General features: G+C 73.8%; 21 protein-coding genes. 6 read left to right on the top strand and 15 right to left on the bottom strand.

The features are described from left to right. Positions 1-12: 12 nt before the first annotated feature. Positions 13-369: a DivIVA domain-containing protein gene (locus AB0N63_RS08855; protein WP_365526084.1), complete on the bottom strand. Its 357-nt coding sequence runs from the start codon at positions 367-369 to the stop codon at positions 13-15. Positions 370-486: 117 nt separating this feature from the next. Here AB0N63_RS08855 and folP point away from each other — a divergent pair, with 117 nt between their 5' ends. Beyond that, a complete protein-coding gene (folP, locus tag AB0N63_RS08860; protein ID WP_365526086.1) occupies positions 487-1,347 on the top strand; it encodes a dihydropteroate synthase in 861 nt (286 codons plus the stop codon). Between the two features lie 307 nt (positions 1,348-1,654). Here the strand turns inward: folP and AB0N63_RS08865 are convergent, their stop codons facing one another. Continuing rightward, on the bottom strand, positions 1,655-2,413 hold the full coding sequence (locus AB0N63_RS08865) for a TIGR00730 family Rossman fold protein (protein ID WP_365526089.1): 759 nt from the start codon (positions 2,411-2,413) through the stop codon (positions 1,655-1,657). 117 nt (positions 2,414-2,530) lie between these two features. After that, positions 2,531-3,610 carry a succinyl-diaminopimelate desuccinylase gene (dapE, locus tag AB0N63_RS08870; RefSeq protein WP_365526091.1) on the bottom strand — a complete coding sequence of 360 codons (1,080 nt, stop codon included), beginning with the start codon at positions 3,608-3,610 and terminating at the stop codon, positions 2,531-2,533. Between the two features lie 267 nt (positions 3,611-3,877). Between dapE and AB0N63_RS08875 the strand changes: the two genes are divergently transcribed. Continuing rightward, positions 3,878-4,852, top strand: a complete 975-nt coding sequence (locus tag AB0N63_RS08875) for a heavy metal transporter (RefSeq protein WP_365526094.1) — start codon at positions 3,878-3,880, stop codon at positions 4,850-4,852. A 371-nt stretch (positions 4,853-5,223) separates the two neighbouring features. Next, positions 5,224-5,643: a hypothetical protein gene (locus AB0N63_RS08880; RefSeq protein WP_019980308.1), complete on the top strand. Its 420-nt coding sequence runs from the start codon at positions 5,224-5,226 to the stop codon at positions 5,641-5,643. A gap of 170 nt (positions 5,644-5,813) precedes the next feature. Here AB0N63_RS08880 and AB0N63_RS08885 read toward each other — a convergent pair whose 3' ends face one another. Together AB0N63_RS08885 and fdxA are read right to left on the bottom strand one after the other, a co-directional pair. Beyond that, positions 5,814-6,905 (bottom strand): bifunctional succinyldiaminopimelate transaminase/glutamate-prephenate aminotransferase, encoded by a 1,092-nt coding sequence (locus AB0N63_RS08885; protein WP_365526097.1) that lies wholly within the window; start codon positions 6,903-6,905, stop codon positions 5,814-5,816. Positions 6,906-7,043: 138 nt separating this feature from the next. Continuing rightward, positions 7,044-7,364, bottom strand: coding sequence for a ferredoxin (gene fdxA, locus AB0N63_RS08890; RefSeq protein WP_018571242.1), 321 nt, complete (start codon positions 7,362-7,364; stop codon positions 7,044-7,046). A gap of 139 nt (positions 7,365-7,503) precedes the next feature. Here fdxA and AB0N63_RS08895 point away from each other — a divergent pair, with 139 nt between their 5' ends. Both AB0N63_RS08895 and AB0N63_RS08900 read left to right on the top strand, forming a co-directional pair. Further along, positions 7,504-8,604: a GNAT family N-acetyltransferase gene (locus AB0N63_RS08895; protein ID WP_365526428.1), complete on the top strand. Its 1,101-nt coding sequence runs from the start codon at positions 7,504-7,506 to the stop codon at positions 8,602-8,604. 17 nt (positions 8,605-8,621) lie between these two features. Continuing rightward, positions 8,622-9,473, top strand: a complete 852-nt coding sequence (locus tag AB0N63_RS08900) for a transglutaminase-like domain-containing protein (protein WP_365526431.1) — start codon at positions 8,622-8,624, stop codon at positions 9,471-9,473. A 101-nt stretch (positions 9,474-9,574) separates the two neighbouring features. On the opposite strand, the gene AB0N63_RS08905 is transcribed toward AB0N63_RS08900, so the two are convergent. The 8 genes from AB0N63_RS08905 to AB0N63_RS08940 form a co-directional block, all read right to left on the bottom strand. Beyond that, positions 9,575-10,189, bottom strand: a complete 615-nt coding sequence (locus tag AB0N63_RS08905; protein WP_365526101.1) for a response regulator transcription factor — start codon at positions 10,187-10,189, stop codon at positions 9,575-9,577. After that, positions 10,186-11,397 carry a histidine kinase gene (locus tag AB0N63_RS08910; RefSeq protein ID WP_365526434.1) on the bottom strand — a complete coding sequence of 404 codons (1,212 nt, stop codon included), beginning with the start codon at positions 11,395-11,397 and terminating at the stop codon, positions 10,186-10,188. The genes AB0N63_RS08905 and AB0N63_RS08910 overlap by 4 nt, the downstream gene beginning before the upstream one ends. A 5-nt stretch (positions 11,398-11,402) precedes the next feature. Then, a complete protein-coding gene (locus tag AB0N63_RS08915; RefSeq protein WP_365526104.1) occupies positions 11,403-12,143 on the bottom strand; it encodes an ABC transporter permease in 741 nt (246 codons plus the stop codon). Beyond that, the gene (locus tag AB0N63_RS08920; RefSeq protein ID WP_365526107.1) at positions 12,140-13,075 is read right to left on the bottom strand and encodes an ABC transporter ATP-binding protein; all 936 of its coding nucleotides are present in this window, start codon (positions 13,073-13,075) and stop codon (positions 12,140-12,142) included. The genes AB0N63_RS08915 and AB0N63_RS08920 overlap by 4 nt, the downstream gene beginning before the upstream one ends. Before the next feature lie 171 nt (positions 13,076-13,246). After that, positions 13,247-15,652 carry a hypothetical protein gene (locus AB0N63_RS08925; protein WP_365526110.1) on the bottom strand — a complete coding sequence of 802 codons (2,406 nt, stop codon included), beginning with the start codon at positions 15,650-15,652 and terminating at the stop codon, positions 13,247-13,249. A 193-nt stretch (positions 15,653-15,845) separates the two neighbouring features. Further along, positions 15,846-16,244 (bottom strand): DUF6113 family protein, encoded by a 399-nt coding sequence (locus tag AB0N63_RS08930; protein ID WP_365526112.1) that lies wholly within the window; start codon positions 16,242-16,244, stop codon positions 15,846-15,848. After that, positions 16,241-17,143 carry an N-acetyl-1-D-myo-inositol-2-amino-2-deoxy-alpha-D-glucopyranoside deacetylase gene (mshB, locus tag AB0N63_RS08935; protein ID WP_365526115.1) on the bottom strand — a complete coding sequence of 301 codons (903 nt, stop codon included), beginning with the start codon at positions 17,141-17,143 and terminating at the stop codon, positions 16,241-16,243. The genes AB0N63_RS08930 and mshB overlap by 4 nt, the downstream gene beginning before the upstream one ends. A 255-nt stretch (positions 17,144-17,398) precedes the next feature. Beyond that, positions 17,399-17,593 carry a hypothetical protein gene (locus AB0N63_RS08940; RefSeq protein WP_009190440.1) on the bottom strand — a complete coding sequence of 65 codons (195 nt, stop codon included), beginning with the start codon at positions 17,591-17,593 and terminating at the stop codon, positions 17,399-17,401. A gap of 185 nt (positions 17,594-17,778) precedes the next feature. On the opposite strand from AB0N63_RS08940, the gene AB0N63_RS08945 reads away from it, so the two are divergent. Further along, entirely contained in the window at positions 17,779-19,914 is a 2,136-nt protein-coding gene (locus AB0N63_RS08945) for a prolyl oligopeptidase family serine peptidase (RefSeq protein WP_365526118.1), read from the top strand. 185 nt (positions 19,915-20,099) lie between these two features. Here the strand turns inward: AB0N63_RS08945 and AB0N63_RS08950 are convergent, their stop codons facing one another. Both AB0N63_RS08950 and AB0N63_RS08955 read right to left on the bottom strand, forming a co-directional pair. Beyond that, complete coding sequence (locus tag AB0N63_RS08950; protein ID WP_365526121.1) at positions 20,100-21,167, bottom strand: dipeptide ABC transporter ATP-binding protein; 1,068 nt, start codon at positions 21,165-21,167, stop codon at positions 20,100-20,102. Beyond that, positions 21,160-22,134 (bottom strand): ABC transporter ATP-binding protein, encoded by a 975-nt coding sequence (locus AB0N63_RS08955; RefSeq protein WP_365526124.1) that lies wholly within the window; start codon positions 22,132-22,134, stop codon positions 21,160-21,162. The genes AB0N63_RS08950 and AB0N63_RS08955 overlap by 8 nt, the downstream gene beginning before the upstream one ends. Between the last annotated feature and the right edge of the window lie 5 nt (positions 22,135-22,139).

Below are 22,139 nucleotides of genomic sequence, written 5' to 3' on the forward strand. Positions count from 1 at the left end.
GGGCGTTGTCGGTCACTGCTGGTCCTCCGCTTCGGGCTTGGCCAGGCGTACGTGGGCCGCGGCGGCGCGGGCGCCGGCCAGGGCCGACTCCAGGTCGGCGATCCGGGCGTCGCGCTCGGCCAGCTCCGCGCCGAGGCGGCCGAGGGCGTCGTCCACGTCGGCCATCCGGTAGCCGCGGACGGTGACCGGCAGGCGCAGGCTCTCCACGTCGGCGCGCCCGAGCGGTCGGTCCGCCGGCAGCGGGTCGTACACCAGCTCGGGCGCAGCCTCGGCCAGCGGCCCGCGGCCCTCGCCGCCGCCCACCACCGCGAGGGTGACCGCGGCGACCACGACGGCGAGCGCCACGACCAGGAACAAGAACATAACCATCGCTGGGGTCCCCACGGAGTCCGTCGTATGTGTCAGGGTCCGATCGTGCCATGCGACGCCGACGGTTAGGGTCGCAGGCGGCCGAAGACCGACAGCGACGAGGAGAGGTCACAGGGGATGCTCAGGCTGGGCAGGCGTGTATTCGACACGCACGAGCCGGTGATCATGGCGATCGTGAACCGGACCCCGGACTCCTTCTACGACCAGGGAGCCACGTTCCGCGACGAGCCGGCGCTGGCCCGGGTGGAGCAGGCGGTCGCCGAGGGGGCCGCGATCGTCGACATCGGCGGGGTGAAGGCGGGGCCCGGCGCGGAGGTGTCCGCCGACGAGGAGGCGCGCCGGACGGTCGGTTTCGTGGCCGAGGTGCGGCGGCGGTTCCCCGAGGTGGTCATCAGTGTGGACACCTGGCGGGCGGAGGTCGGCGAGGCCGTGTGCGAGGCGGGGGCGGATCTGCTGAACGACGCGTGGGGCGGCGTCGATCCGCGGCTCGCGGAGGTCGCCGCGCGGTACGGGGTGGGGTTGGTGTGCACGCATGCGGGTGGTGCGGAGCCGCGGACCCGGCCGCATCGGGTGACCTACGAGGATGTGATGGCCGACATCCTGGACGTGACCGTCGGGTTGGCCGAGCGCGCCGTCGCCCTCGGAGTGCCTCGGGAGTCGGTGCTGATCGATCCGGGTCACGACTTCGGGAAGAACACCCGGCACAGTCTCGAGGCGACTCGGCGGCTGGGGGAGATGGTGGCCACCGGGTGGCCGGTGCTGGTGTCGTTGTCCAACAAGGATTTCGTGGGTGAGACGCTGGATCGGCCTGTGAAGGAGCGGGTGGTGGGGACCCTCGCGACCACTGCCGTGTCCGCGTGGTTGGGCGCACAGGTGTACCGGGTGCACGAGGTCGCGGAGACCCGGCAGGTGGTGGAGATGGTGGGGGCCATCGCTGGGCATCGGGCGCCCGCCGTGGCCCGGCGGGGGCTGGCGTAGGGGGTTTTCGCCCCCGCCGCTCCTGCCCGTCCCGTTCCCTGAGGGTGCCCCGCCCCCCTTGGCCCTGCGGCCCTGGGGCTGGGGACGGGGCCCGGGGCTGCGCCCCTGGCCCCGGTGGCCCTGCGGGCCTGCGCCTCAGGGCGGGGAGGGCGGTGGTGCGTTCGCGGGTGCCGGCCGGTGGGGGCCGGGCGCGCGGTTCCCGCGCCCCTGAAGGGGCGCTTCGGCCCCGTCGCCTTGCGGGCGCGCCCACGCGGCGGAGCCGCAGACCGGCACAGCCCCGCGCCCTTTACCGGGCGCCCCCGGCGCGCTACTTGCCCGCTTCCTTCGACATCAAGGCCACTGCCTCCTCCACGTCGTCCGTGACGTGGAACAGGGTGAGGTCTGCGGCTGCCGCCTTGCCCTGGGCGATCAGGGTGTTCTCCAGCCAGTTCACCAGGCCGCCCCAGTACCGCGTGCCGAACAGCACGATGGGGAAGCGGGTGACCTTCTTGGTCTGGACGAGGGTCAGGGCCTCGAAGAGTTCGTCCAGGGTGCCGAGGCCGCCGGGCAGGACGACGAAGCCCTGCGCGTACTTCACGAACATCATCTTGCGGACGAAGAAGTAGCGGAAGTTCAGCCCGATGTCGACGTAGGGGTTCAGGCCCTGCTCGAAGGGCAGCTCGATGCCGAGGCCGACCGAAGTGCCGCCGGCCTCGCACGCGCCCTTGTTCGCGGCCTCCATCGCGCCGGGTCCGCCGCCCGTGATCACCGCGAAGCCCGCCTCGACCAGGCCCCGGCCGAGCCGCACCCCGGCCTCGTACTCCGGCGAGTCCACCGGGGTGCGTGCGGAGCCGAACACGCTGATGGCGGGCGGGAGTTCGGCCAGGGTGCCGAAGCCCTCGATGAACTCCGACTGGATGCGCAGGACCCGCCAGGGGTCGGTGTGCACCCAGTCGGTGGGGGCGCGCTCGTCCAGCAGCCGCTGGTCGGTGGTGCTGGCCTGGACCGCGCCCCGCCGTCGGAGGACCGGCCCCAGGCGCTGCTCGTCCGGTGGCTGCTTCTTGCCCTCGGGATTGCCAGTAGGCATGTGCGCTCCCTCCGCTTGCAGGACGTTCCACCTCAGCGTAGATCCACCCGGGTTACGGGCGGGGGACCTCGGCGTGTCCGCCCCGCTGCGCCGCGTTCAGGAGCGGGTGCGCGTGGATCAGGCGGTCAGCCAGGCGCGCAGCCGTTCCTCGCCGGCCAGGATCTTCGCCGTCTCCACCCGCTCGTCCCGCTTGTGCGCGAGGATCGGATTGCCCGGACCGTAGTTGACCGCAGGGATGCCCAGCGCGGAGAACCGCGACACATCCGTCCAGCCGAACTTGGGCTTCGGGGTGCCGCCGACCGCCGCCACGAAGGCCGCCGCGGCCGGGTGGCCGAGACCGGGCAGGGCGCCGGGGCTGTGGTCGTCGATCACGAACTCCTCGACGCCGCAGCCGTCGAACACCTCGCGGACGTGGGCGATCGCCTCCTCCTCCGTACGGTCCGGCGCGTAGCGGAAGTTGACGGTGACGACGCACTCGTCGGGGATGACGTTGCCGGCCACCCCGCCCGAGATCCGCACCGCGTTGAGGCCCTCGCGGAACTCCAGGCCGTCGATGACCGGGTACCGCGGCTGGTACTCGGCGAGTCGGCGCAGGATGGGCGCTGCGGCGTGGATGGCGTTGGAGCCCATCCAGGAGCGCGCCGAGTGGGCCCGCTCCCCCGCGGTCTTCAGCAGGACCCTCAGGGTGCCCTGGCAGCCGCCCTCGACCTCGCCGTCGGAGGGCTCCAGCAGGATCGCGAAGTCGCCGGCCAGCCACTCCGGGCGGGCCTCGGCGACGTGCCTGAGGCCGTTCAGCTCGGCGGCGACCTCCTCGTTGTCGTAGAAGACGAAGGTCAGGTCGCGGTTGGGGGCGGGGACGGTGGCCGCGATGCGCAGCTGCACCGCCACGCCGGACTTCATGTCGCAGGTGCCGCAGCCCCACAGGACGCCGTCCTCGTCCAGCCGGGAGGGGACGTTGTCCGCGATCGGCACGGTGTCGATGTGGCCGGCCAGGATCACCCGCTCGGACCTGCCGAGGTTCGTCCGGGCCACGACGTTGTTGCCGAAGCGGTCCACGGTCAGGTGCGGCAGGGCGCGCAGGGCGGCCTCGATCGCGTCGGCGAGCGGCTTCTCCGTGCCGCTCTCCGAACGGAAGTCGACGAGCTGCGCGGTCAGCCGCGCGGCGTCCAACGTGAGGTCAAGCGGGGTGTCAGGCATGTTCGGACCCTAGGGCCTGTCCGGCGGATCACGCCACAGACGCGGGGCTCGGCACGCCCGTCCGCGGCGTTGGCGCCGGTCGCCGGCGCTCCGCGTCGACGCGCTCCTCCGTCCTGCACGCGGACGCACCGAGCCCCGCTCACCCGGATCGACGCGGACCGCGGCCTGATCCGCCGGACAGGGCCTGCCCGGCGAACCGGCCGTGCGGCGCGGGACATTGCCCGCACCGGACTCGGCAGCCCCCTTCGCCTCAAGTACCTTGTACGCGTGTCAGAGCCGTCCCCCTCTCCGAAGCGCCGTGGCCGCCTCCTCAGGACCGGGGCGGCCCTCGTCGTCCTGCTCGCGGTCGCCGGCTATCTCGTGGTGCAGTACGTCACGGGCGGCACCGGGCCGGGCTGCAAGGTCGTCTCCGCCGACGGGGACGAGACGTCGTACGAGTTCACGCCGGAGCAGGCGGTGAACGCGGCGACGATCGCGGCCGTCGGCACCGCCCGCGGGCTGCCCGAGCGGGCGGTGACCATCGCGCTGGCCACCGCCCTCCAGGAGTCGGGCCTGCGCAACATCGAGCACGGCGACCGGGACTCCCTCGGCCTGTTCCAGCAGCGGCCCTCGCAGGGCTGGGGCACCCCGAAGGAGATCATGGACCCGTCCTACGCGGCGGGCATGTTCTACGAGCACCTGGCCAAGGTGCGCGACTACCGGCGGCTGCCGCTGACGGTGGCCGCGCAGCGGGTGCAGCGCAGCGGTTTCCCGGAGGCGTACGCCAAGCACGAGCCGGACGCCACCCTGCTCGCCGCCGCCCTGACCGGGCGCGCGGCGGCCACGCTGACCTGCCAGGGCCGTCCCGGCACCGCGCGAGCCACGGGTCCGGACGCGGTACGGGCCGCGCTCGTACGGGACTTCGGGCGGGACGCGGTCGAGGTGGCCGGTGCGGAGGTGGGCGGCGCGTCGACCCCGGCGCCCACGCCGAGCGCGGCCTCCTCCGGCACGGGCGACCGGACCGTAACGCTGCCGGTGCCCGCCCGCGGCGGCGCCGACGGCCGCGATTCCCTCGAGCGGGGCTGGCAGTTGGCGCACTGGGCGGTGGCCAACGCGTCCGCGCTGCACATCGAGCGGGTGGCGTACGCCGGGCGGGAGTGGACCGCCGGGGTGACCGACGGCCAGTGGCACGCCACGGACGCGAAGAACGGCGACGGGACGGCGGGCGCGGCGAGCGCGGTGCGCATCACGACCGGCGGCTGAGGGTTCCTCCCAACAGCCAGGTCCGGGCGCCGAGTCCGGCCCCGGGCCCCCGGACAGGCGTGCGGTCCGTCGCTCGCCCGGGTCATGTCGCGCGGGTCCGGGTCCGGGGGTGCGCAGGTTTTCGTGCCGTCACCCCCGTGATCGCCGGAACCCTTGGAAACACGGGGCAGCAGGGACACGACACCTTCCCCCTGCGGGGCGCGTTTTGTCCTACTTCCTCCGGAACCGATAATGCGACGCATTGCCAACTCTTTACGTCGGCGCGCCGCAACCTTCGCGGGCTTCGAGCGGTAGTCACTGCGTCCGAGCTCGGAGAGTCAACTTCCGGGCCGGGTCTAAGACTTCAGATTCACTTCCGTCGAAGGAGCAACATGTCCCTCCCCCTGACCCGCCGGATCGCCCGTGCCGCGCTGCTCGTCGCTGCGGGAGCGGCTGCCGGGGTCGGTGCGGCCGGCTCCGCCGGCGCTGCCCCGCAGCTGCCCGCCAACCCCAACCTCGGCGGTCTGACCGCGCTGGACGGGGCGCACGTCGGCAACACCGTGGACGGCGCCGCGCAGCACGTCACCGGGGTCGCGGGCGACACCGGCGGCAAGGCCGTCAAGCAGACCGTGCCGACCGCCGGCAAGACCGGCGGCAAGCTCGTCAAGCAGACCGCTCCGGTGGCGCAGAAGGCGGCCGGCGACGCGGCCGGTTCCGCGGGCGGCGTCCTCGGCGACACCGCGAAGACCGCCACCAAGGGCGGCGTGCCGGCCGCGAAGGGCCTGCCGGTCTCGGGTCTGCCGCTCAGCTAGAACGGGGGCGCGCACGCGCCGCGAACGCCCCGAGGGGGTCCAGGAGGAACCTGGACCCCCTCGGTGTGTGCGGGACCGTTCGGCCGGCCCCGCACCGCAGGGCGCGGAGGCGAGCGGCCGGCTCCGCACCGCAGGGCGCAGGGACCGGGGCCGGTCCCCTACCGCTGCGCTCAGAGGCGGGCGGCCGCCGCCGCGATCCGTTCGTCCGTCGCCGTGAGGGCGACCCGGACGAAGCGGTCGCCGGCCGGGCCGTAGAAGTCGCCCGGCGCGACCAGGATGCCGCGCTCGGCGAGGTGGGCCACCGTGTCCCAGCAGGACTCGTCGCGGGTCGCCCACAGGTAGAGGCTGGCCTCGCTGTGCTCGATGCGGAAGCCGTGGCGGAGCAGCGCCTCGCGCAACTGGGCACGGCGGGCCGCGTAGCGCTCACGCTGCTCGCGGACGTGGGCGTCGTCGCCGAGGGCAGCCACGACGGCCGCCTGGGTGGGCGCGGAGGTCATCATGCCGCCGTGCTTGCGGATCTCCAGCAGCGGGCCGAGGACCGCCGGGTCGCCGACCAGGAAGGCGGCGCGGTAGCCGGCCAGGTTGGAACGCTTGGACAGCGAGTGGACGGCGACCAGGCCGTCGTAGGAGCCGCCGTTGACGTCCGGGTGGAGGACGGAGACCGGGTCGGCCTCCCAGCCGAGTTCCAGGTAGCACTCGTCGGAGACGACGAGGACGCCGTGCGCGCGGGCCCAGGCGACGATCCGGGTCAGCTCGTCCTTGCCGAGGACCTTGCCGGTGGGGTTGGACGGCGAGTTCAGCCAGAGGAGCTTGAGGCCGGCCGGGTCCAGCTCGGTCGGGTCGTCGTAGGCGAGGTGCCCGGCGCGGGCGAGCCGGGCACCGACCTCGTACGTCGGGTAGGCCAGGCGCGGGAAGGCGACCGTGTCGCCGGGGCCGAGGCCCAGCTGCGTGGGCAGCCAGGCGACCAGCTCCTTGGAGCCCACGATCGGCAGGACGTGGCGGTGGGTGAGGTCGCGGGCGCCGAGGCGGCGCTCGGCCCAGCCGGTGATCGCGTCGCGCAGTTCGGGCGTGCCCCAGACGGTCGGGTAGCCCGGCGAGTCGGCCGCCGCGATCAGCGCCTTCTGGATCAGCTCGGGCACCGGGTCGACCGGCGTTCCGACGGACAGGTCGACGATGCCGTCCGGGTGGGCGGCGGCCGTCTTCTTGTACGGCTCCAGCTTGTCCCAGGGGAAGACGGGAAGCCGGTCGGAGACTGCGGACACGGGGATCAGGCTCACTTTCTGCGACGGAAAACGCCTCGGTCCCGTACGGCGGCCGGAACGCCGGGGGGCGATCAGGCCGTACGGGACCGAGGCGGCGCGGCGAAGGGCCTCTGGTCGGACCCCGGTGCCGCCGGACGGCTATTCGGCCTGCGGCGGGAGCGCGGCGACGAACGGGTGGTCACGCTCGATCAGGCCCAGCTTGCTGGCGCCGCCGGGAGAGCCCAGCTCGTCGAAGAACTCGACGTTGGCCTTGTAGTAGTCCTTCCACTCCTCCGGCACGTCGTCCTCGTAGAAGATCGCCTCGACCGGGCAGACCGGCTCACAGGCACCACAGTCGACGCATTCGTCCGGGTGGATGTACAAGGACCGCTGGCCCTCGTAGATGCAGTCGACCGGGCACTCCTCGATGCACGCCTTGTCCTTCACGTCGACACAAGGCTGCGCGATGACGTAGGTCACGCTGTCGTTCCTCCTCGATAGGGCGCTGGCGGGCCTCCACAGGCTCCGCCGCCTGGCGCGCGGGAGCGCGGCGTCGTCGATGCCCCCTCTAGTATCTCCGTTCTTGGGCATGATCCGAACAGGAGGGGTGAACCGACCTGTGGAAATCTCGGCTGCGGGACGACTCGTGGTCCGTATCACCGCTGCTGACGTGGGGAAACGGGTCTCCGTACGGCGCTTGGCCGAAACGGGTGGCGCGGGCGCGAAGTTCACCGACACGGTCGGTGTTCTCACATCATGGACCGACGGTGTGCTGCTGATCACACAGAAGGACGGTCGGACCGTCCGGATCGCGGAGACGTCGCTGGTCGCGGGGAAGGTCGTGCCCCCGGCCCCGGCGCGCCGCCGCGGTCCCGCCGCCTCCTACGCCGAACTCGCCCGGGTCGCCGCGCGGGCGTGGCCGCCGGTGGAGAGCGAGCGGCTCGGTGACTGGGAGCTGCGGGCCGCGGTGCAGCAGGTGCCGCCCGCGGGGCGTCCGTGGGGGGCGGTGGCCGGGCGACGGGCGGGCTTCACGCGGCGGGCCAACTCCGTGCTGCCGCTCGGCGATCCCGGCGTCCCGCTCGACGCGGCCCTGGCCGCCGTACGACGCTGGTACCACGAGCGCGGACTGCCCGCGTACGTCCAGACCGCCACCGGCGCCGAGGGCACGCAGGAGCTGCTGTGCGCGGAGCTGGATCGGCGGGGCTGGGTGCGCGAGGTGACCGCCGAGCTGTGGACCGGCGCGCTGGCGCCGGTCGCCGACCGGGCCGAGGGCGCCGGTGGAGTCGGGGTCGTGCTGTCCCGCACGGCCGACGAGGCGTGGCTTGCGCGCTACCAGCGCAAGGGGGTGAGCGAGGTGGCCCTGAAGGTCCTGGGCGGCGGCCCCTCGGTGTGGTTCGCGTCCGTGCCCGGTGAGGGCGCCGGAGTGCCCGCCGCGATCGGGCGCTGTGTCGTGGACGGGCGGTGGGCGTCCTTCGCCGCCGTGGAAGTGGACCCGGCGCTGCGGCGGCGGGGACTGGCGACCACCGTCATGGCGGCGCTCGCCGCGCGGGCCCTGGAGGAGGGCGCGTCGGCCGGCTGGCTCCAGGTGGAGACCGGCAACGCGGGCGCCCGCGAGCTGTACGCCCGCCTCGGCTTCGCTCCCCACCATGCCTACCACCACTACCGCGAGCCGGAATCGGTGGCGGAAGCCACCGCGACTGCTGTAGACGGTTCTTCGTGAGCGGGTACGAACTGGCCATGGGCGCTCCCTGTCCCCCGCCGCCGGAGCGATCCGCCGAGGTGCTCCGGCGGTTCGCCGAGGAGGCGCGGAGCGAGCGGCCCGACCTGTCCGCGCTGTGCCTGCTGGTCGGCGCGGCGGGCGACGGCGCGCTGGACGAGGACGGCCTGGACGCGGCGCAGATGGAACTGGACCGGCTGGCCGGGGAGCTGCCGTACCGGCCGGGCGGACCGCTGGCCTGGGCGCGGGCGCTGTGCGGGCTGCTGGGCGAACGGTACGGGTTCAGCGGCTCGGCCGCCGACTACCAGCGGCTGGACTCCTCGCTGCTGCACGAGGTGCTGCGGCGGCGGCGCGGGCTGCCCATCCTGCTGTCGGTGGTGTGGATGGAGGTCGCCCGGCGGGCCGGTGCGCCGGTGTACGGGGTGGCGCTGCCCGGGCACTTCGTCGTGGGGTTCGGCCCGGCCGGTGAGCAGGTCCTCGCCGATCCGTTCGACGGCGGGCGGGTGCTCACCGGGGCCGACGCCGAGCTGCTGGTCGCCGGGGCGACGGGCGCGCCGCTCAGGCCCTCGATGCTGGAGCCCGCCGATCCGCTCGACGTGGTGCTGCGCATCCTGAACAACGTCCGCGCGTGGGCCGCGGTGCGGCCCGAACGCTCGGACGTGGCCCTCTGGGCTGTCGAACTGTCGCTGGTCCTGCCCTCGCACCCGGCCCGGCTGCGCTACGAGCGCGCCCAGCTGCTGGTGCAGCGCGGCGACTTCGTGGGCGGCGCGCTGGAGCTGGAGGCGTACGCGGAGCTGGTGTCGGTGGTGGACGAGTCCACCGCGGAGCAGGTCAGGGGCCAGGCGCAGGCGGCCCGTGCCCTGCTGAACTGAGCCACCCGCCCCGCCGGCCCGATCCCCGCGCCCGACCGAACCGAGTGACGTGACCGCCCCGCGCCTCCTGCCGGACCGACGGCGGCGACCCGGGCGGGGCCCTACAGCCAGCCCTTCTCCCGGGCCGTGCGGACCGCCTCCGCGCGGTTGCGGACGGCGAGCTTCTGGATGGCGGTGGAAAGGTAGTTGCGGACCGTGCCCTGGGACAGGTGCAGGGCTGCGGCCAGCTCGGCGTTGGTGGAGCCGTCGGCGGCGGCGCGCAGCACCTCGCGCTCCCGGTCGGTCAGCGGGTTCGCGCCCTCGGCGAGGGCCGCCGCGGCGAGCGTGGGGTCGATGACGCGCTCGCCGGCCAGCACCTTGCGCACGGCGGCGGCGAGCTGCGCGGCCGGTGCGTCCTTGACCAGGAACGCGTCGGCGCCCGCCTCCATGGCGCTGCGCAGATAGCCGGGGCGGCCGAAGGTCGTGAGGACGACCAGCTTCACCGTCGGCAGTTCCCGGTGCAGCCGGGCGGCGGCCTCGATGCCGGTGCAGCCGGGCATCTCGATGTCGAGCAGGGCGACGTCCACGTCGTGTGCGTGGGCCGCCGCGACGACCTCGTCGCCCCGCGCGACCTGGGCCACGACCTCGATGTCGTCCTCGAGGCCGAGCAGGGCGGCCAGGGCCTCGCGGACCATCGACTGGTCCTCGGCCAGGAGGACCTTGATCGTGCTGCTCATGCCGGGGATCCTACGTCCCCTCCCCCGCCCTGCGGCACCCGAGCGGCGGCGGCCCGCGGCGCCCGCGCGACCAGCCGGAAGCCGCGCTTGAGGCGGCCCGCCTCCAGCATGCCGCCGGCCTTCTGGAGCCGTTCGGACAGACCGGTCAGGCCGTTGCCGGGCAGTCCGCCCGCGCCGCCCTGGCCGTCGTCCTCCACGGACAGTTCCAGCACCGGCCCGTCCAGGGTCTCGCGGCGCACCAGTTCCACCGCGCAATGGCGGGCGCCGCTGTGCCGGACGACGTTGGTGACGGCCTCGCGCAGTGCCCACGCGAGGGCGGACTCGCTCTCCTCGGGCACGTCGCCGAGGTCGGGTTCGGCGGGCAGCCGCGCCTCCACGCCGGCCGCGGTGAGCGCGACCCGTGCTCCGGCCAGCTCGGCGGCCAGGCGCGGGCGGCGGTAGCCGGTGACGGCCTCGCGGACGTCGACCAGGGCCTGCCGGCTGACCTGCTCGATGTCGGCGACCTGCTGGGCGGCCTTGTCGGGCCGGCCGGGCAGCATCCGCCCGGCCAGCTCGCTCTTGAGGGTGATCAGGGAGAGCGAGTGCCCGAGCAGGTCGTGCAGGTCACGCGCGAGGCGCAGCCGTTCCTCGTTCGCGGCGAGCTGGGCCACGGTGGCCCGGGCCTCACGCAGCTCGACCGTGGTGCGCACCAGCTGGCTCACTCCCACCATCGCGAAGCCGATGAGCAGCACCAGCAGGACCAGGTTCCTGGCTTCGGCCACGTCCGTGCGGAGGCCGGTGAGGACCATCACGGCGGCGGTCGCGGGGATCGCCGCGTAGGCGGCCCGCACCGGCAGGGTGGCCCCGCAGGCGACGGAGACGTAGCAGAACAGGCCGAGCCAGGCCGGGCCGAGGGTGAGGCAGAGGAGGGCGGCCAGGGCACCCAGGAAGACGATGAGGCCGACGACGGTCCGGCGGCGGAAGGGACGGCCCCAGTTCCTGAAGACCAGCGCCAGGTAGGCGGCGACGAAGACCGCCAGGCCCGTCCAGCCGCCCACCCTGCCGGCGGCGCCGTGGTCCCCGGCGGCCAGGTCGTGGACCGGCGAGCTGAGGAAGAGCAGCCAGACGCCGATCCACACGACCTTGCGCAGCACCTCCCGGCGGTCGCGGGGCGACTGGCCTATGGTGATCAGGCGGTCGTCCCGCTCGCAGTCCCGGTCCTCGGTCATGACGCTCACGCCTTCAGCGTGTCCTTCCGGTACAGCCAGGCCGCGCCGCCCGCGAACACGACGAAGTAGGCGGCGAGCACGGCGATGTCCTGGGCACTGGGAGCCTGGCTCTGTTCGATCGCCCGTCCCAGAGCAGCGTACGCGTGTGTGGGCAGCCACTCGGCGATGTCCTGGAGCCACTGCGGGAAGGTGGTGGAGGGCATCCACAGGCCGCCGAGGATCGACAGGCCGAAGTAGATGATCATCGTGATGGGGCGGACGGCGTCCCCGCTGGCGAGGTAGCCGATGGCGACGCCGAGCGCGGCGAAGACCAGGCTGCCGGCCCAGATGACGCCGGTGAGGGCCAGCCACTGCCAGGCGTCCAGCCGTACGTGCTTGATCGCCCCGGCGACGGCGAACACGACGACGATGGACGGCAGGCTGACCACGGCGGCGCCGGCGGTCTTGGCGAGGACGTAGCCGCGGCCGGGCAGGCTGGTCAGCCGCAGCTGGCGCACCCAGCCGCTCTCGCGCTCCTTGGCGATGCGCTCGCTGTTGCCCATGAGGACGGCGGTCAGCGCGCCGAACGAGGCCATCGACACCATCAGATAGGTGGCCACGGTGAGGCTGGTCCCGTCGACCCGTTCGTCGGAGCCGGAGCTGCTGGAGAAGATCAGGAACAGGATCGAGGGGTAGAGGACCGAGAAGAACAGGAACTTGCGGTTGCGCAGGGCGCGGGCGAGTTCGAGCTTGATGAGGCTGGTCACGACTGCCTGGCCTCCTCGGCCTCGGTGATGGCGACGAACGCCTGCTCGAGACCGAGCCCGGCGACTTCGAGATTGCGGGGGTAGACGCCGAGCCCGTACAGGGCGTGGACGGTCGCGTCGGCGTCGGCCGACTGGATGCGGACGGTCTGGCCGCTGACGTCCAGCGAGGTGAGGAAGGGCAGGCCGCGCAGGGCGCTCTCGTCGACGACGCCCTCCAGGTCGAAGCGGACGCTGCGCGCGCCGGCCTTCGCCTTGATCTCGGCGGCGGTGCCGTCGGCCAGCAGCCGGCCCCGGTGCAGTACGAGCACCCGGTCGGCGATGGCGTCGGCCTCCTCCAGGTAGTGGGTGGCGAACAGCACAGTACGGCCCTGGTCGGCCTGCTCGCGCATGGTGGCCCAGAAGGCCTGGCGGGCGGAGACGTCCATGCCGGTGGTCGGCTCGTCCAGCACGATCAGGTCGCTGTCGCCGGCCGTGGCGAGGGCGAAGCGGACGCGCTGCGCCTGGCCGCCGGAGAGCTTGTTGACCTTGCGGTCGGCGATCTGGGAGACACCGGCGCGGGCCATCACGTCCTGCACCTTGAACCGCTTGGGGTGCAGGTCGCAGGCGAGGCGCACCAGTTCGGCGACGGTGACCTCCTCCATCAGCCCGCCGCTCTGGAGCATCGCGCCGACCCGCCCGGCGACGATCGCGTCGCGGGGGCCGGTGCCGAAGACGGAGACGGTGCCGCGGTCGGCGTGCTTGAGGCCGAGCAGCAGATCCAGGGTGGTGGACTTGCCGGCCCCGTTCGGCCCGAGCAGGGCCACGGTCTCCCCCGGATGCAGGGCGAGGGACAGTCCGTCCACGGCCCGTACGTTCCCGTAGCTCTTGGTCACCTGGTCGAACGCCACCACCGAGGTGGCCTCCGCCGCGGCGGTCTCCGCTGTCGTCGTCATGTCCCCCATCCTGGCCGGGCGGCTGGGGCGGACGGCAGTGTCGGGGGTCCTGACCGCCGGATGACAGATGTCATGCGGAGGGCATGACAGGGCAGGGCAGGGCACGAGGGGGCGGGGTACGGCGGAGGGGGCGGCCGGTGTGACACCGGCCGCCCCCTCACCGCCGGGCCGTCAGCTGGGGTTCGTGTCGATGACCGCGACGCGGTGGGTCTTGCTCATCAGGGCCGGGCGCAGGACGCTGATCACGTCCTGGACCGTGACGGGCGTCTTCTGGCCGGTGCCGCGGGTGATCAGGACGCCGTCGAAGGCCCCGCCGTACAGGTCCTTGAGCCGCGCCTCGTCGTAGGAGTCGACCAGCTTGCCGTCGACGGCCTTGACCTGGAGGAACTTCCACAGCGACTTCTCCGGGCTGAACACCACCTCGTGCCCCGCGCCCGCCGTGACCGACACCTTGGCCGACATCGCCGGTTCGGCGAACTTCTTCATCATCCGGTCGACCTCGGCGTTGGACACCGTGGGCTGCCGGCTGGTGGTGGCCACCTGGACCGGGGTGGTGGCGCCGGTCTCCACCTGGGTGCGGTACGCCTGCTCGACCGCGCGGGCCGAGCGGGCGGCGTCGATGCCCTTGCCCGGCTTGCCGTACACGGCGACGGCCTTGCCGGGCTCGAACCTGATGGTGCCGTCGTTCGAACCGGCGCCGCCCGCGGCGTTCTGGAGGGCGGCCTGGAGCTTCTCCTCGTCCACGGGCATCTGCGGTTCGACCACCCGGTGGTCGCCGAACAGGGAGCCGATCACCGAGACGGGGTTGTAGTCGCTGGTGGCGGCCGCGCTGGCGGTGGCCTGGGTGTCGAGCTGGAGCCCGGCCTGGTCCGGCTTCAGGGTGACGGTGCGGCCGTCGACGGACAGCCGCAGCGGCTTGTCGACCCGGTCCTTGAAGGCGTCGTCGAGCTTCTTGACCGCGTCGTCACGGGTGCCGCCGCCGATGTCCACGCCGAGCACGGTGGTGCCCTTGGGCACGTCGGAGTGGTTCATCAGCAGTCCGGCGCCGTAGGCGACACCGGCGACGAGGACCAGGCCGCCGCAGAGCAGCACCAGCTTGCTGCGGCCCTTCTTCCTGCCCGCCTTGCCGGCCTTCGCGGCCTTGGCCTTGGCGGGCTGGGCGGGCGCGGCGCCCGGCTGGGGCAGCTCGGACAGCTTCGGGAACGCCGGGGAGGGCGGCCCGTCGCCGCCCGCGCCCGGCCGGAACGGCGAGTCGGTGCCGGGGGTGATGACCGGCATGCCGCTGGTGACGGTGTGGCCGGAGACGTTGTCCGGCCGTCCCGGCCGGCCTCCCGCGCCCGGCTCGGGGGCGGGCTTCTGCGGGGTGAGGATCGCGGTGTCGTCGCTGAGCCCGCCGCCGGGGTGGGCGGTGTGGGCCCCAAGGCCGGTCGTCGGGTTCGGACCTGTCGCGGTGCCGGGGCCGCCCGCGGCGGCCGCGTACAGCGCACCGTCGCCGGTCACCGGGCCGCCGGTCGGGCCGGCGGGGCCGCGCCGGCCGCCGGGACCCGCCTGGCCGCCGGGACCGCCGGGCACGCCCGCGCCGTTGGTGCTGCCGGGAGCGCCCGCGGCGCCGCCCTGGTGGTCGTAGCCGGCCTGGTCGCCCTGGCCGTTCTCCGTGAAGTAGGGGAGGTCGTCGCGGCGCGGTTCGCCGCCGGGGCGGGAACCGCCGGCAAGCGGGCCCGCGGCCAGCGCCTCGGTCACGTCGAAGGAGCCGGTGCCGCCGCCGTGGCCGGGGGCCACGGGACCGCCGGTTGCGCCGGGCAGCCCGGCACCGCCCGTGGAGCCGTTGCGCGCGCCGCCACCGGGCATGTTCATGGAGCCGACCACACCGCCGGGACGCCCGCCGGGCGCCGGACGGCCGCCGCCGGACGTGCCGGGACCGGACGCGGCGGGAGCCGGGGCGCCCGCACCGGACGCGGCCTGCCCGGAGGGGCCGGGGCCCGCACCGGCGCCGTTCCCCGCGGCCGCGCCCGAACCGCCGGGCAGTCCGGCGCCGTTGGTGCCGCCCCCGCCCTGACCGCCCTTGCCCGACTGGGGCTTGCGGGGCGCGAACCAGTCGCTGGTGGGCTTCTCCTCGGCGGTCGCCGCGGCTTCGGCGGCGGACGGCTCACCGGCGCCGCCGGTCACCGGGGTGTCGCCCGGCCCGGACAGGTCGCCCGGGCCGCCGTCACCGGCGGCCCGGCTCGCGCCGGACCCCTTGGGGCCGCGCGAACCCCGGGAGCCGTTCGCCCCGTTGGGGCGGCTGGTCCCGCCGGAGCCCGGAGCGGCGTCGCCCTCGGCCTCGGTCGCGGTCCCGTTCTCGCCGACGGTCTTGCGCACGACCACGGGCGGAATCGGCCGGGACCCGGGGATGTTGATCCGGATCCGGGTCGTCAGCGTGGTCTCGGTCTTGCGTTCCTCCGGCTGCGTGGCCGAACGGCCCACGTCCGCGCCGTCGTCGGACACCGCCGGGATGCCGTACGGCGGGGTCCCCGAGGGGTAGGCGGCTCCGCCGCGCCCGTTGGGCCCGGAGGACGGAGTGTCAGTTTCACGACTCAAGGCAGGTTCTCCCGGTTGGCTCCGCCGCCCGTCACGACCTCACTCTGCGGGCAGCTCGGCGGCGCGCACCACCATACTGGCCGCTTCCCGCGCCTATCCCGGGACCGTTGTGGAAAACCACACCGGACGCGCACGGGAGTGATGGGAAGAAGTGGTACGTCAGTCACCAAGTCGGACGCCGTGGCCACCGCGGTTACCGGCCACGCCCCAAAGTGGCACAGATCACAGCCAGTGCCATGCCGCCGAGCAGGAAGAGATAGGAACCTCCGCCCGCCGCGAACAGGAAGTCCCCTTCCGGGCGACTGGCGGTCAGCAGCATGACGGCGATCAGCCAGCCGGCCGCGCCCGCCACCGCCCCTCCCCGGCTGCGGGCGGCCCGCGCGCCGCCGAGGAACAGTCCGGCCGAACCGGCCAGCGCGAGCAGCAGCCCGCCGGGAAACCAGGCGGCCTGGAGCAGTGCCCCGGCGAGTCCGACGACCGCGCCGAGCACGAAGAGTCCCAGGTAGGCGGCGGCGCGTCCGGCGGACGGCGGCTTGAGGGGCTGGGCGAGCAGCGGGCCGTTCCCGGCGGGCTCGCGGCGGGACGGGGTCATGACGTCTCCTCCTCGATCCCGGCGAAGAGATCGGTCCGGACGGCGCCGTCGGCGGGACCGGTGGGCCCGTCCTCGCGCACCGCTTCGTAGTACTCGGTGGTGAACAGGGGCTGGGCCAGCTCGTTGGAGAGCGCGAAGCTCCCGCCGGCGACCTGGATCTGGGTGGCGTGGGCGGCCATCGCTGCGGCCTTGGCGGCGGCGTGCGCGGGGCCGCCCTCGATCCGGGCGGTGATCCGGTCGTCGGCGACGACGCCGGGTACGTCGTCCACGGCGGCGCACTGGTCGAACGGCAGGCCGGGCAGCGCGTCCCGGAGCCGCGCGAAGGCCCCTTCGGCGACGGCGCGCGGCGTCCGGTTCCAGTACACCCGGGCGATCCGCCAGGGCGCGCCGAGGTCGGGCCGTACGGCCGGGTCGGCAGCGAGGTCCGCGGCGCGCATGGCGACGCGGTGGGCCTGGATGTGGTCGGGGTGGCCGTAGCCGCCGTGGTCGTCGTAGGTGACGAGGACCTGCGGGCGCACCTCGCGGATGACGGCGACGAGGTGTCCGGCGGCCTCGTCGAGGTCGGCCTGCCAGAAGCAGTCGGGGTCGTCGTTGTCGGCCAGGCCCGTCATCCCGGAGTCCCGGTACCGCCCGGCGCCGCCGAGCAGCCGGACGTCGGCGACGCCCAGCTCGCGCATGGCGTCGGCGAGTTCCGTGCGCCGGTGCGCGCCGAGCGCCGCCCCTGTCAGGTGCCGCAGCCCGGGCGGGATCACCTCGCCCCGCTCCCCCAGGGTGCAGGTCACCAGGGTCACCAGCGCGCCCTCGGCCGCGTACCGGGCCATGGTCACGCCGTTGTTGATCGACTCGTCGTCCGGGTGCGCGTGCACCAGCAGCAGACGCCGGGGGGGCAGTTCCGTCATGGGACCACCCTACGAGGCGTGTGCGCCCGGCCCCTCAGCCGTCGTCCTCCTGGGCGAAGATCTCCCGGGCGGTGGGCACGGTGACGGCTCGCCCTCCGTCGTCGCCTTCGGAAGCCAAGCCCGGCCGCACAGGGGCCGCCCCGGCGATCAGCGCCGGTGCTCAGCCCGCCCGGGACGGGTACTGAGACCGCCCGGGACGGGTACTCGGCGCGCCCGTCCCGAAGGCGCGGGCGCGGATCAAGTCGGGCCGGCGGCTCAGAACTTGATGCTGCCGATCATCCCCGCGATGTTCGTCGTGAGATCGCTGATCGTGGGTGCGATCGTCGACGAGGCGAGGTAGAAGCCGAGCAGCATGCACACGATGGCGTGCCCTGCTTTCAGTCCGGACTTCTTGATCAACAAGAAGACGATGATCGCCAGCAGCACCACCGCCGAAATCGAGAGTGCCACGGCGGCTCACCTCCAAAGATCCCAGGACGCGGGGGGTGTCGGGGGTCGGACTATGGGGGCTAGGAACTCCACACAACGGGCACGACGTTCATACCCACTCTGCGCTATTGATCATAACTATCCGCACGCGCGCACCAGCCCGCGCACAGTCGTACAAGGGGGCGCATGGCCAATATGGTCAGGGCATGACGACAGAGCCTGTCTCCTTCCCCCGACGGCACGCCCGCACCCTGCGGTTCACCCTCGGCGCGCCGCGCGCGTTCACGGTGGCGCCCGACGCCTCCCGGGTCGTGTTCCTGCGCTCCGGCTCCGGTACGGACCGGGCGAACGCGCTGTGGGTCCTCGATCTGGACGACCTCCAGGAGCGCGTCGCGGCCGACCCGCGCGCCCTGCTCGGCGGGTCCGCCGAGGACCTGTCGCCCGAGGAGCGGGCCCGCCGCGAGCGCACCCGCGAGGGCGGCGCGGGCATCGTCGGATATGCCACTGACACAGCCGTCGAGTTGGCGGCTTTCGCCTTGTCAGGGCGGCTTTTCACGGCCGGGTTGCGGGCCGCGACCGCGCGTGAACTGTCCGTCACCGGACCGGTGATCGACCCGCGCCCGTCGCCGGACGGGCGGTACGTCGCATACGTCGCCGGCGGGGCGCTGCGCGTGGTGGGCGCCGAGGGGGACGGTGACCGGGCGCTGGCGCAGCCCGAGTCGGAGTCGGTCGCGTACGGGCTCGCGGAGTTCATCGCGGCCGAGGAGATGGACCGCACCCGGGGCTTCTGGTGGGCGCCGGAATCGGACCGGCTGCTGGTGGCGCGGGTGGACGACACGCCGGTGCAGCAGTGGTGGATCTCCGATCCGGCGCGACCGGAGCAGGCGCCCGGCCAGGTGCGCTACCCGGCGGCGGGCACCGCGAACGCGGACGTACGGCTGTTCGTGATCGGTCTGGACGGGGCCCGCACGGAGGTGGTCTGGGATCGCGCCCGCTACCCGTATCTCGCGCGAGTGCACTGGTCAGCGGCGGGTGCGCCGCTGCTGCTGGTGCAGGCACGGGACCAGCGCAGCCAGCTCTGTCTGGCCGTGGACCCGGACTCCGGGCAGACCCGGATGGTGCACGCCGACGAGGACGCAACTTGGCTTGATCTTTTCCCCGGTTCGCCGTGCTGGAGTCCGTCGGGGCACCTGGTGCGGATCGCGGACGAGGGCGGCGCCCGGGTTCTGGCAGTCGGTGAACGGCCGCTCACCGGGGCCCAGTTGCACGTCCGTGCGGTCCTCGACGTCACCGCCGACGACGTGCTGGTCTCCGCGTCGGCCGGGGCGGAGGCGACCGCTCCGGAGACCGGCGAGGTGCATGTCTACCGGGTCAACGAGCTGGGCTGGGAGCGCGTGAGCCAGGAGCCCGGCGTGCACTCGGCGGTGCGCGCGGGGGGCGTGACGGTCCTGGCCACCGCCACGCTGGACCGGCCCGGCGTCCGGGTCCGGGTACTGCGGGACGGGAAGCATGTGGCGACCCTCGCCTCGCACGCGGCGGACCCCGGATTCTCCCCGCGCGTGACCCTCACCGAGGGGGGCGCACGCAAAATTCCGTGCGCCGTGCTTATGCCTACGGACTACCCGCATGACAAGGACAACGGGGCCGAACGGCCCTTGCCCGTCCTCCTGGACCCCTACGGCGGCCCGCACGCCGCCCGTGTGGTCGCCGCGCACAACGCGCACCTCACCTCCCAGTGGTTCGCCGACCAGGGCTTCGCGGTGGTCGTCGCCGACGGGCGCGGCACCCCAGGCCGCTCCCCCGCCTGGGAGAAGGCGGTCCACCACGACTTCACGGTCACCCTGGACGACCAGATCGACGCCCTGCACGACCTCGCCGAGCGCTACCCGCTCGACCTGACCCGGGTCGCGATCCGCGGCTGGTCCTACGGCGGTTACCTCTCCGCGCTGGCCGTGCTGCGCCGCCCGGACGTCTTCCACGCGGGCATCGCCGGCGCCCCGGTCACCGACTGGCGTCTGTACGACACCCACTACACCGAGCGGTACCTGGGCGACCCGGGCACGGACGCGGCGGCGTACGCGAGGAGTTCGCTGGTCACCGACGACGGGCTGGCGGAGGCCGCCGAGCCGCACCGGCCGCTGATGATCGTGCACGGCCTCGCCGACGACAACGTCGTCGTCGCCCACGCGCTCCGGCTGTCCTCCGCGCTGCTCGCCGCCGGCCGGCCGCACGAGGTGCTGCCGCTGTCCGGGGTCACCCATATGACCCCGCAGGAACAGGTCGCGGAGAACCTGCTGCTGCTCCAGGTCGACTTCCTCAAGCGGTCGCTGGGTCTCGGCTGAGCCGCTTGTCCACGCGGCCGCTCGGCCTCGGCCGGGCGGCCCGGAGAACCGGGCGGCCCGCGGGAACGGTACCGGGCCGGGGGCGCCAACACGCCCCCGGCCCGTCCACGGCACCCGCACGGCCGTACGTTCCTCAGCCTGACGCGTCCGTATATCGGTACGGCTTCGCCGACGTTGCCCCCGCGTTAACGCACGACCTGCCGCTCCGCGGCGAACAGGCACGCCGAGTCGTGGGCCGCAGGCCCCTGCCGGTGCCGGAACTCGGCGGGCACCGCCAGCTCCGGCACCTCCAGCGCGCACCGCTCCCGCGCCTTGAAGCAGCGGGTGCGGAAGCGGCACCCGGAGGGGACGGCGGCCGGGGACGGCACGTCGCCGGAGAGGATGATCCGGTCGCGGTGCGCGCGGGCCTCCGGGTCGGGCACCGGCACGGCGGACAGCAGCGCCTGGGTGTAGGGGTGCGTCGGATGCTCGTAGATCTCGGTGTCCGTGCCGGTCTCCACGATCCGGCCGAGGTACATCACCCCCACCCGGTCGGAGATGTGCCGCACGATCGACAGGTCGTGCGCGATGAAGACGTACGACAGGTCGAACTCGTCCTGCAACCGCTCCATCAGGTTGATCACCTGCGCCTGCACCGACACGTCCAGCGCCGAGACCGGCTCGTCGGCGACGATCACCTCCGGGCGCAGCGCCAGGCCCCGGGCGATGCCGATGCGCTGGCGCTGGCCGCCGGAGAACTGGTGCGGGTAGCGGTTGATGTACTCCGGGTTCAGGCCGACGACGTCCAGCAGCTCCTGCACCCGGCGCCGCCGGTCGCCCTTCGGGGCCACCTCGGGATGGATCTCGTACGGCTCGCCGACGATGTCACCCACCGTCATCCGCGGGTTGAGCGAGGTGTACGGGTCCTGGAACACCATCTGGATGTTGCGGCGCACGGCCTTCAGGGCCCGCCCGGACACCCGGGTGACGTCCTCGCCGCGGTAGCGGATCGTGCCGGCCGTCGGCCGCTCCAGATGGCACAGCAGCTTCGCGACCGTCGACTTGCCGCAGCCGGACTCGCCGACGATGCCGAGCGTCTCGCCCCGGCCGAGGACGAAGTCCACCCCGTCCACCGCCCGGACCGCTCCGATCTGCTTCTTGAACAGCACGCCCCGGGTGAGCGGATAGTGCTTGACGAGCCCGCTGACCTCCAGCACGGGTTCGGCGGGCGCGGTGGTCGACGCTGTCCCTCCGGGCGCGGCCGGCTCAGCCATCGAGGCACTCCCTCCAGAAGTGGCAGGCGCTGCCCCGGACTTCGGACACCTCGTACAGCGGCGGTACGTCCGTGCGGCACACGTCCCGGGCCATCGGACAGCGCGGATGGAAGGCGCAGCCGGGCGGGACCGCCCGCAGGCTGGGCGGCACCCCCTTGATCGCGTACAGCTCACGGCCCTTGCGGTCCAGGCGCGGGACGGAGTCCAGCAGGCCCCGGGTGTACGGGTGCGCCGGGCTCTTGTAGATGTCGTTAACCGGCGCCGTCTCCACGATCCGCCCCGCGTACATCACCGCGATCCGGTCGGCCACGTCGGCGACGACGCCGAGGTCGTGGGTGATGAGGACGAGTCCCATGTCGTACTCGCGCTGGAGCTCCGCGAGCAGGTCCATGACCTGGGCCTGGACGGTCACGTCGAGGGCCGTGGTCGGCTCGTCGGCGATGATCAGGTCCGGCTCCAGGGCCAGCGCCACCGCGATCATGATGCGCTGGCGCATACCGCCCGAGAACTGGTGCGGGTAGTCCCCCACGCGCTGGGCCGCGGCCGGGATGCGCACCCGGTCCATCAGCCGCACCGCCTCGGCCCGCGCCGCCCTGCGGGACAACCCCCGGTGCACGCGGAACATCTCGCCGAGCTGGTCGCCCACGGTGAGCACCGGGTTGAGGGCGGACAGCGCGTCCTGGAAGATCATCGCCATCTTGGCGCCCCGCACCCGCCGCCGCTCCTCCTCCCTCAGCGTCAGCAGGTCCCGGCCCTGGAAGCGGATCTCGCCGCCGGTGATCCGGCCGGGCGGCATGTCGAGGATGCCCATGACCGCCTGCGCGGTGACGGACTTGCCGGAACCGGACTCGCCGAGCACGGCCAGCGTCTCGCCCGCGTCCACCGCGTAGGTGACCCCGTTGACGGCGTGGGCGGCGCCGTCGCGGGTGCGGAACTCCACGTGCAGATCGCGGACTTCGAGGAGCACGGCGG

It is taken from the genome of Streptomyces sp. NPDC093260, assembly GCF_040683715.1.
Lineage (GTDB): Bacteria > Actinomycetota > Actinomycetes > Streptomycetales > Streptomycetaceae > Streptomyces > Streptomyces sennicomposti.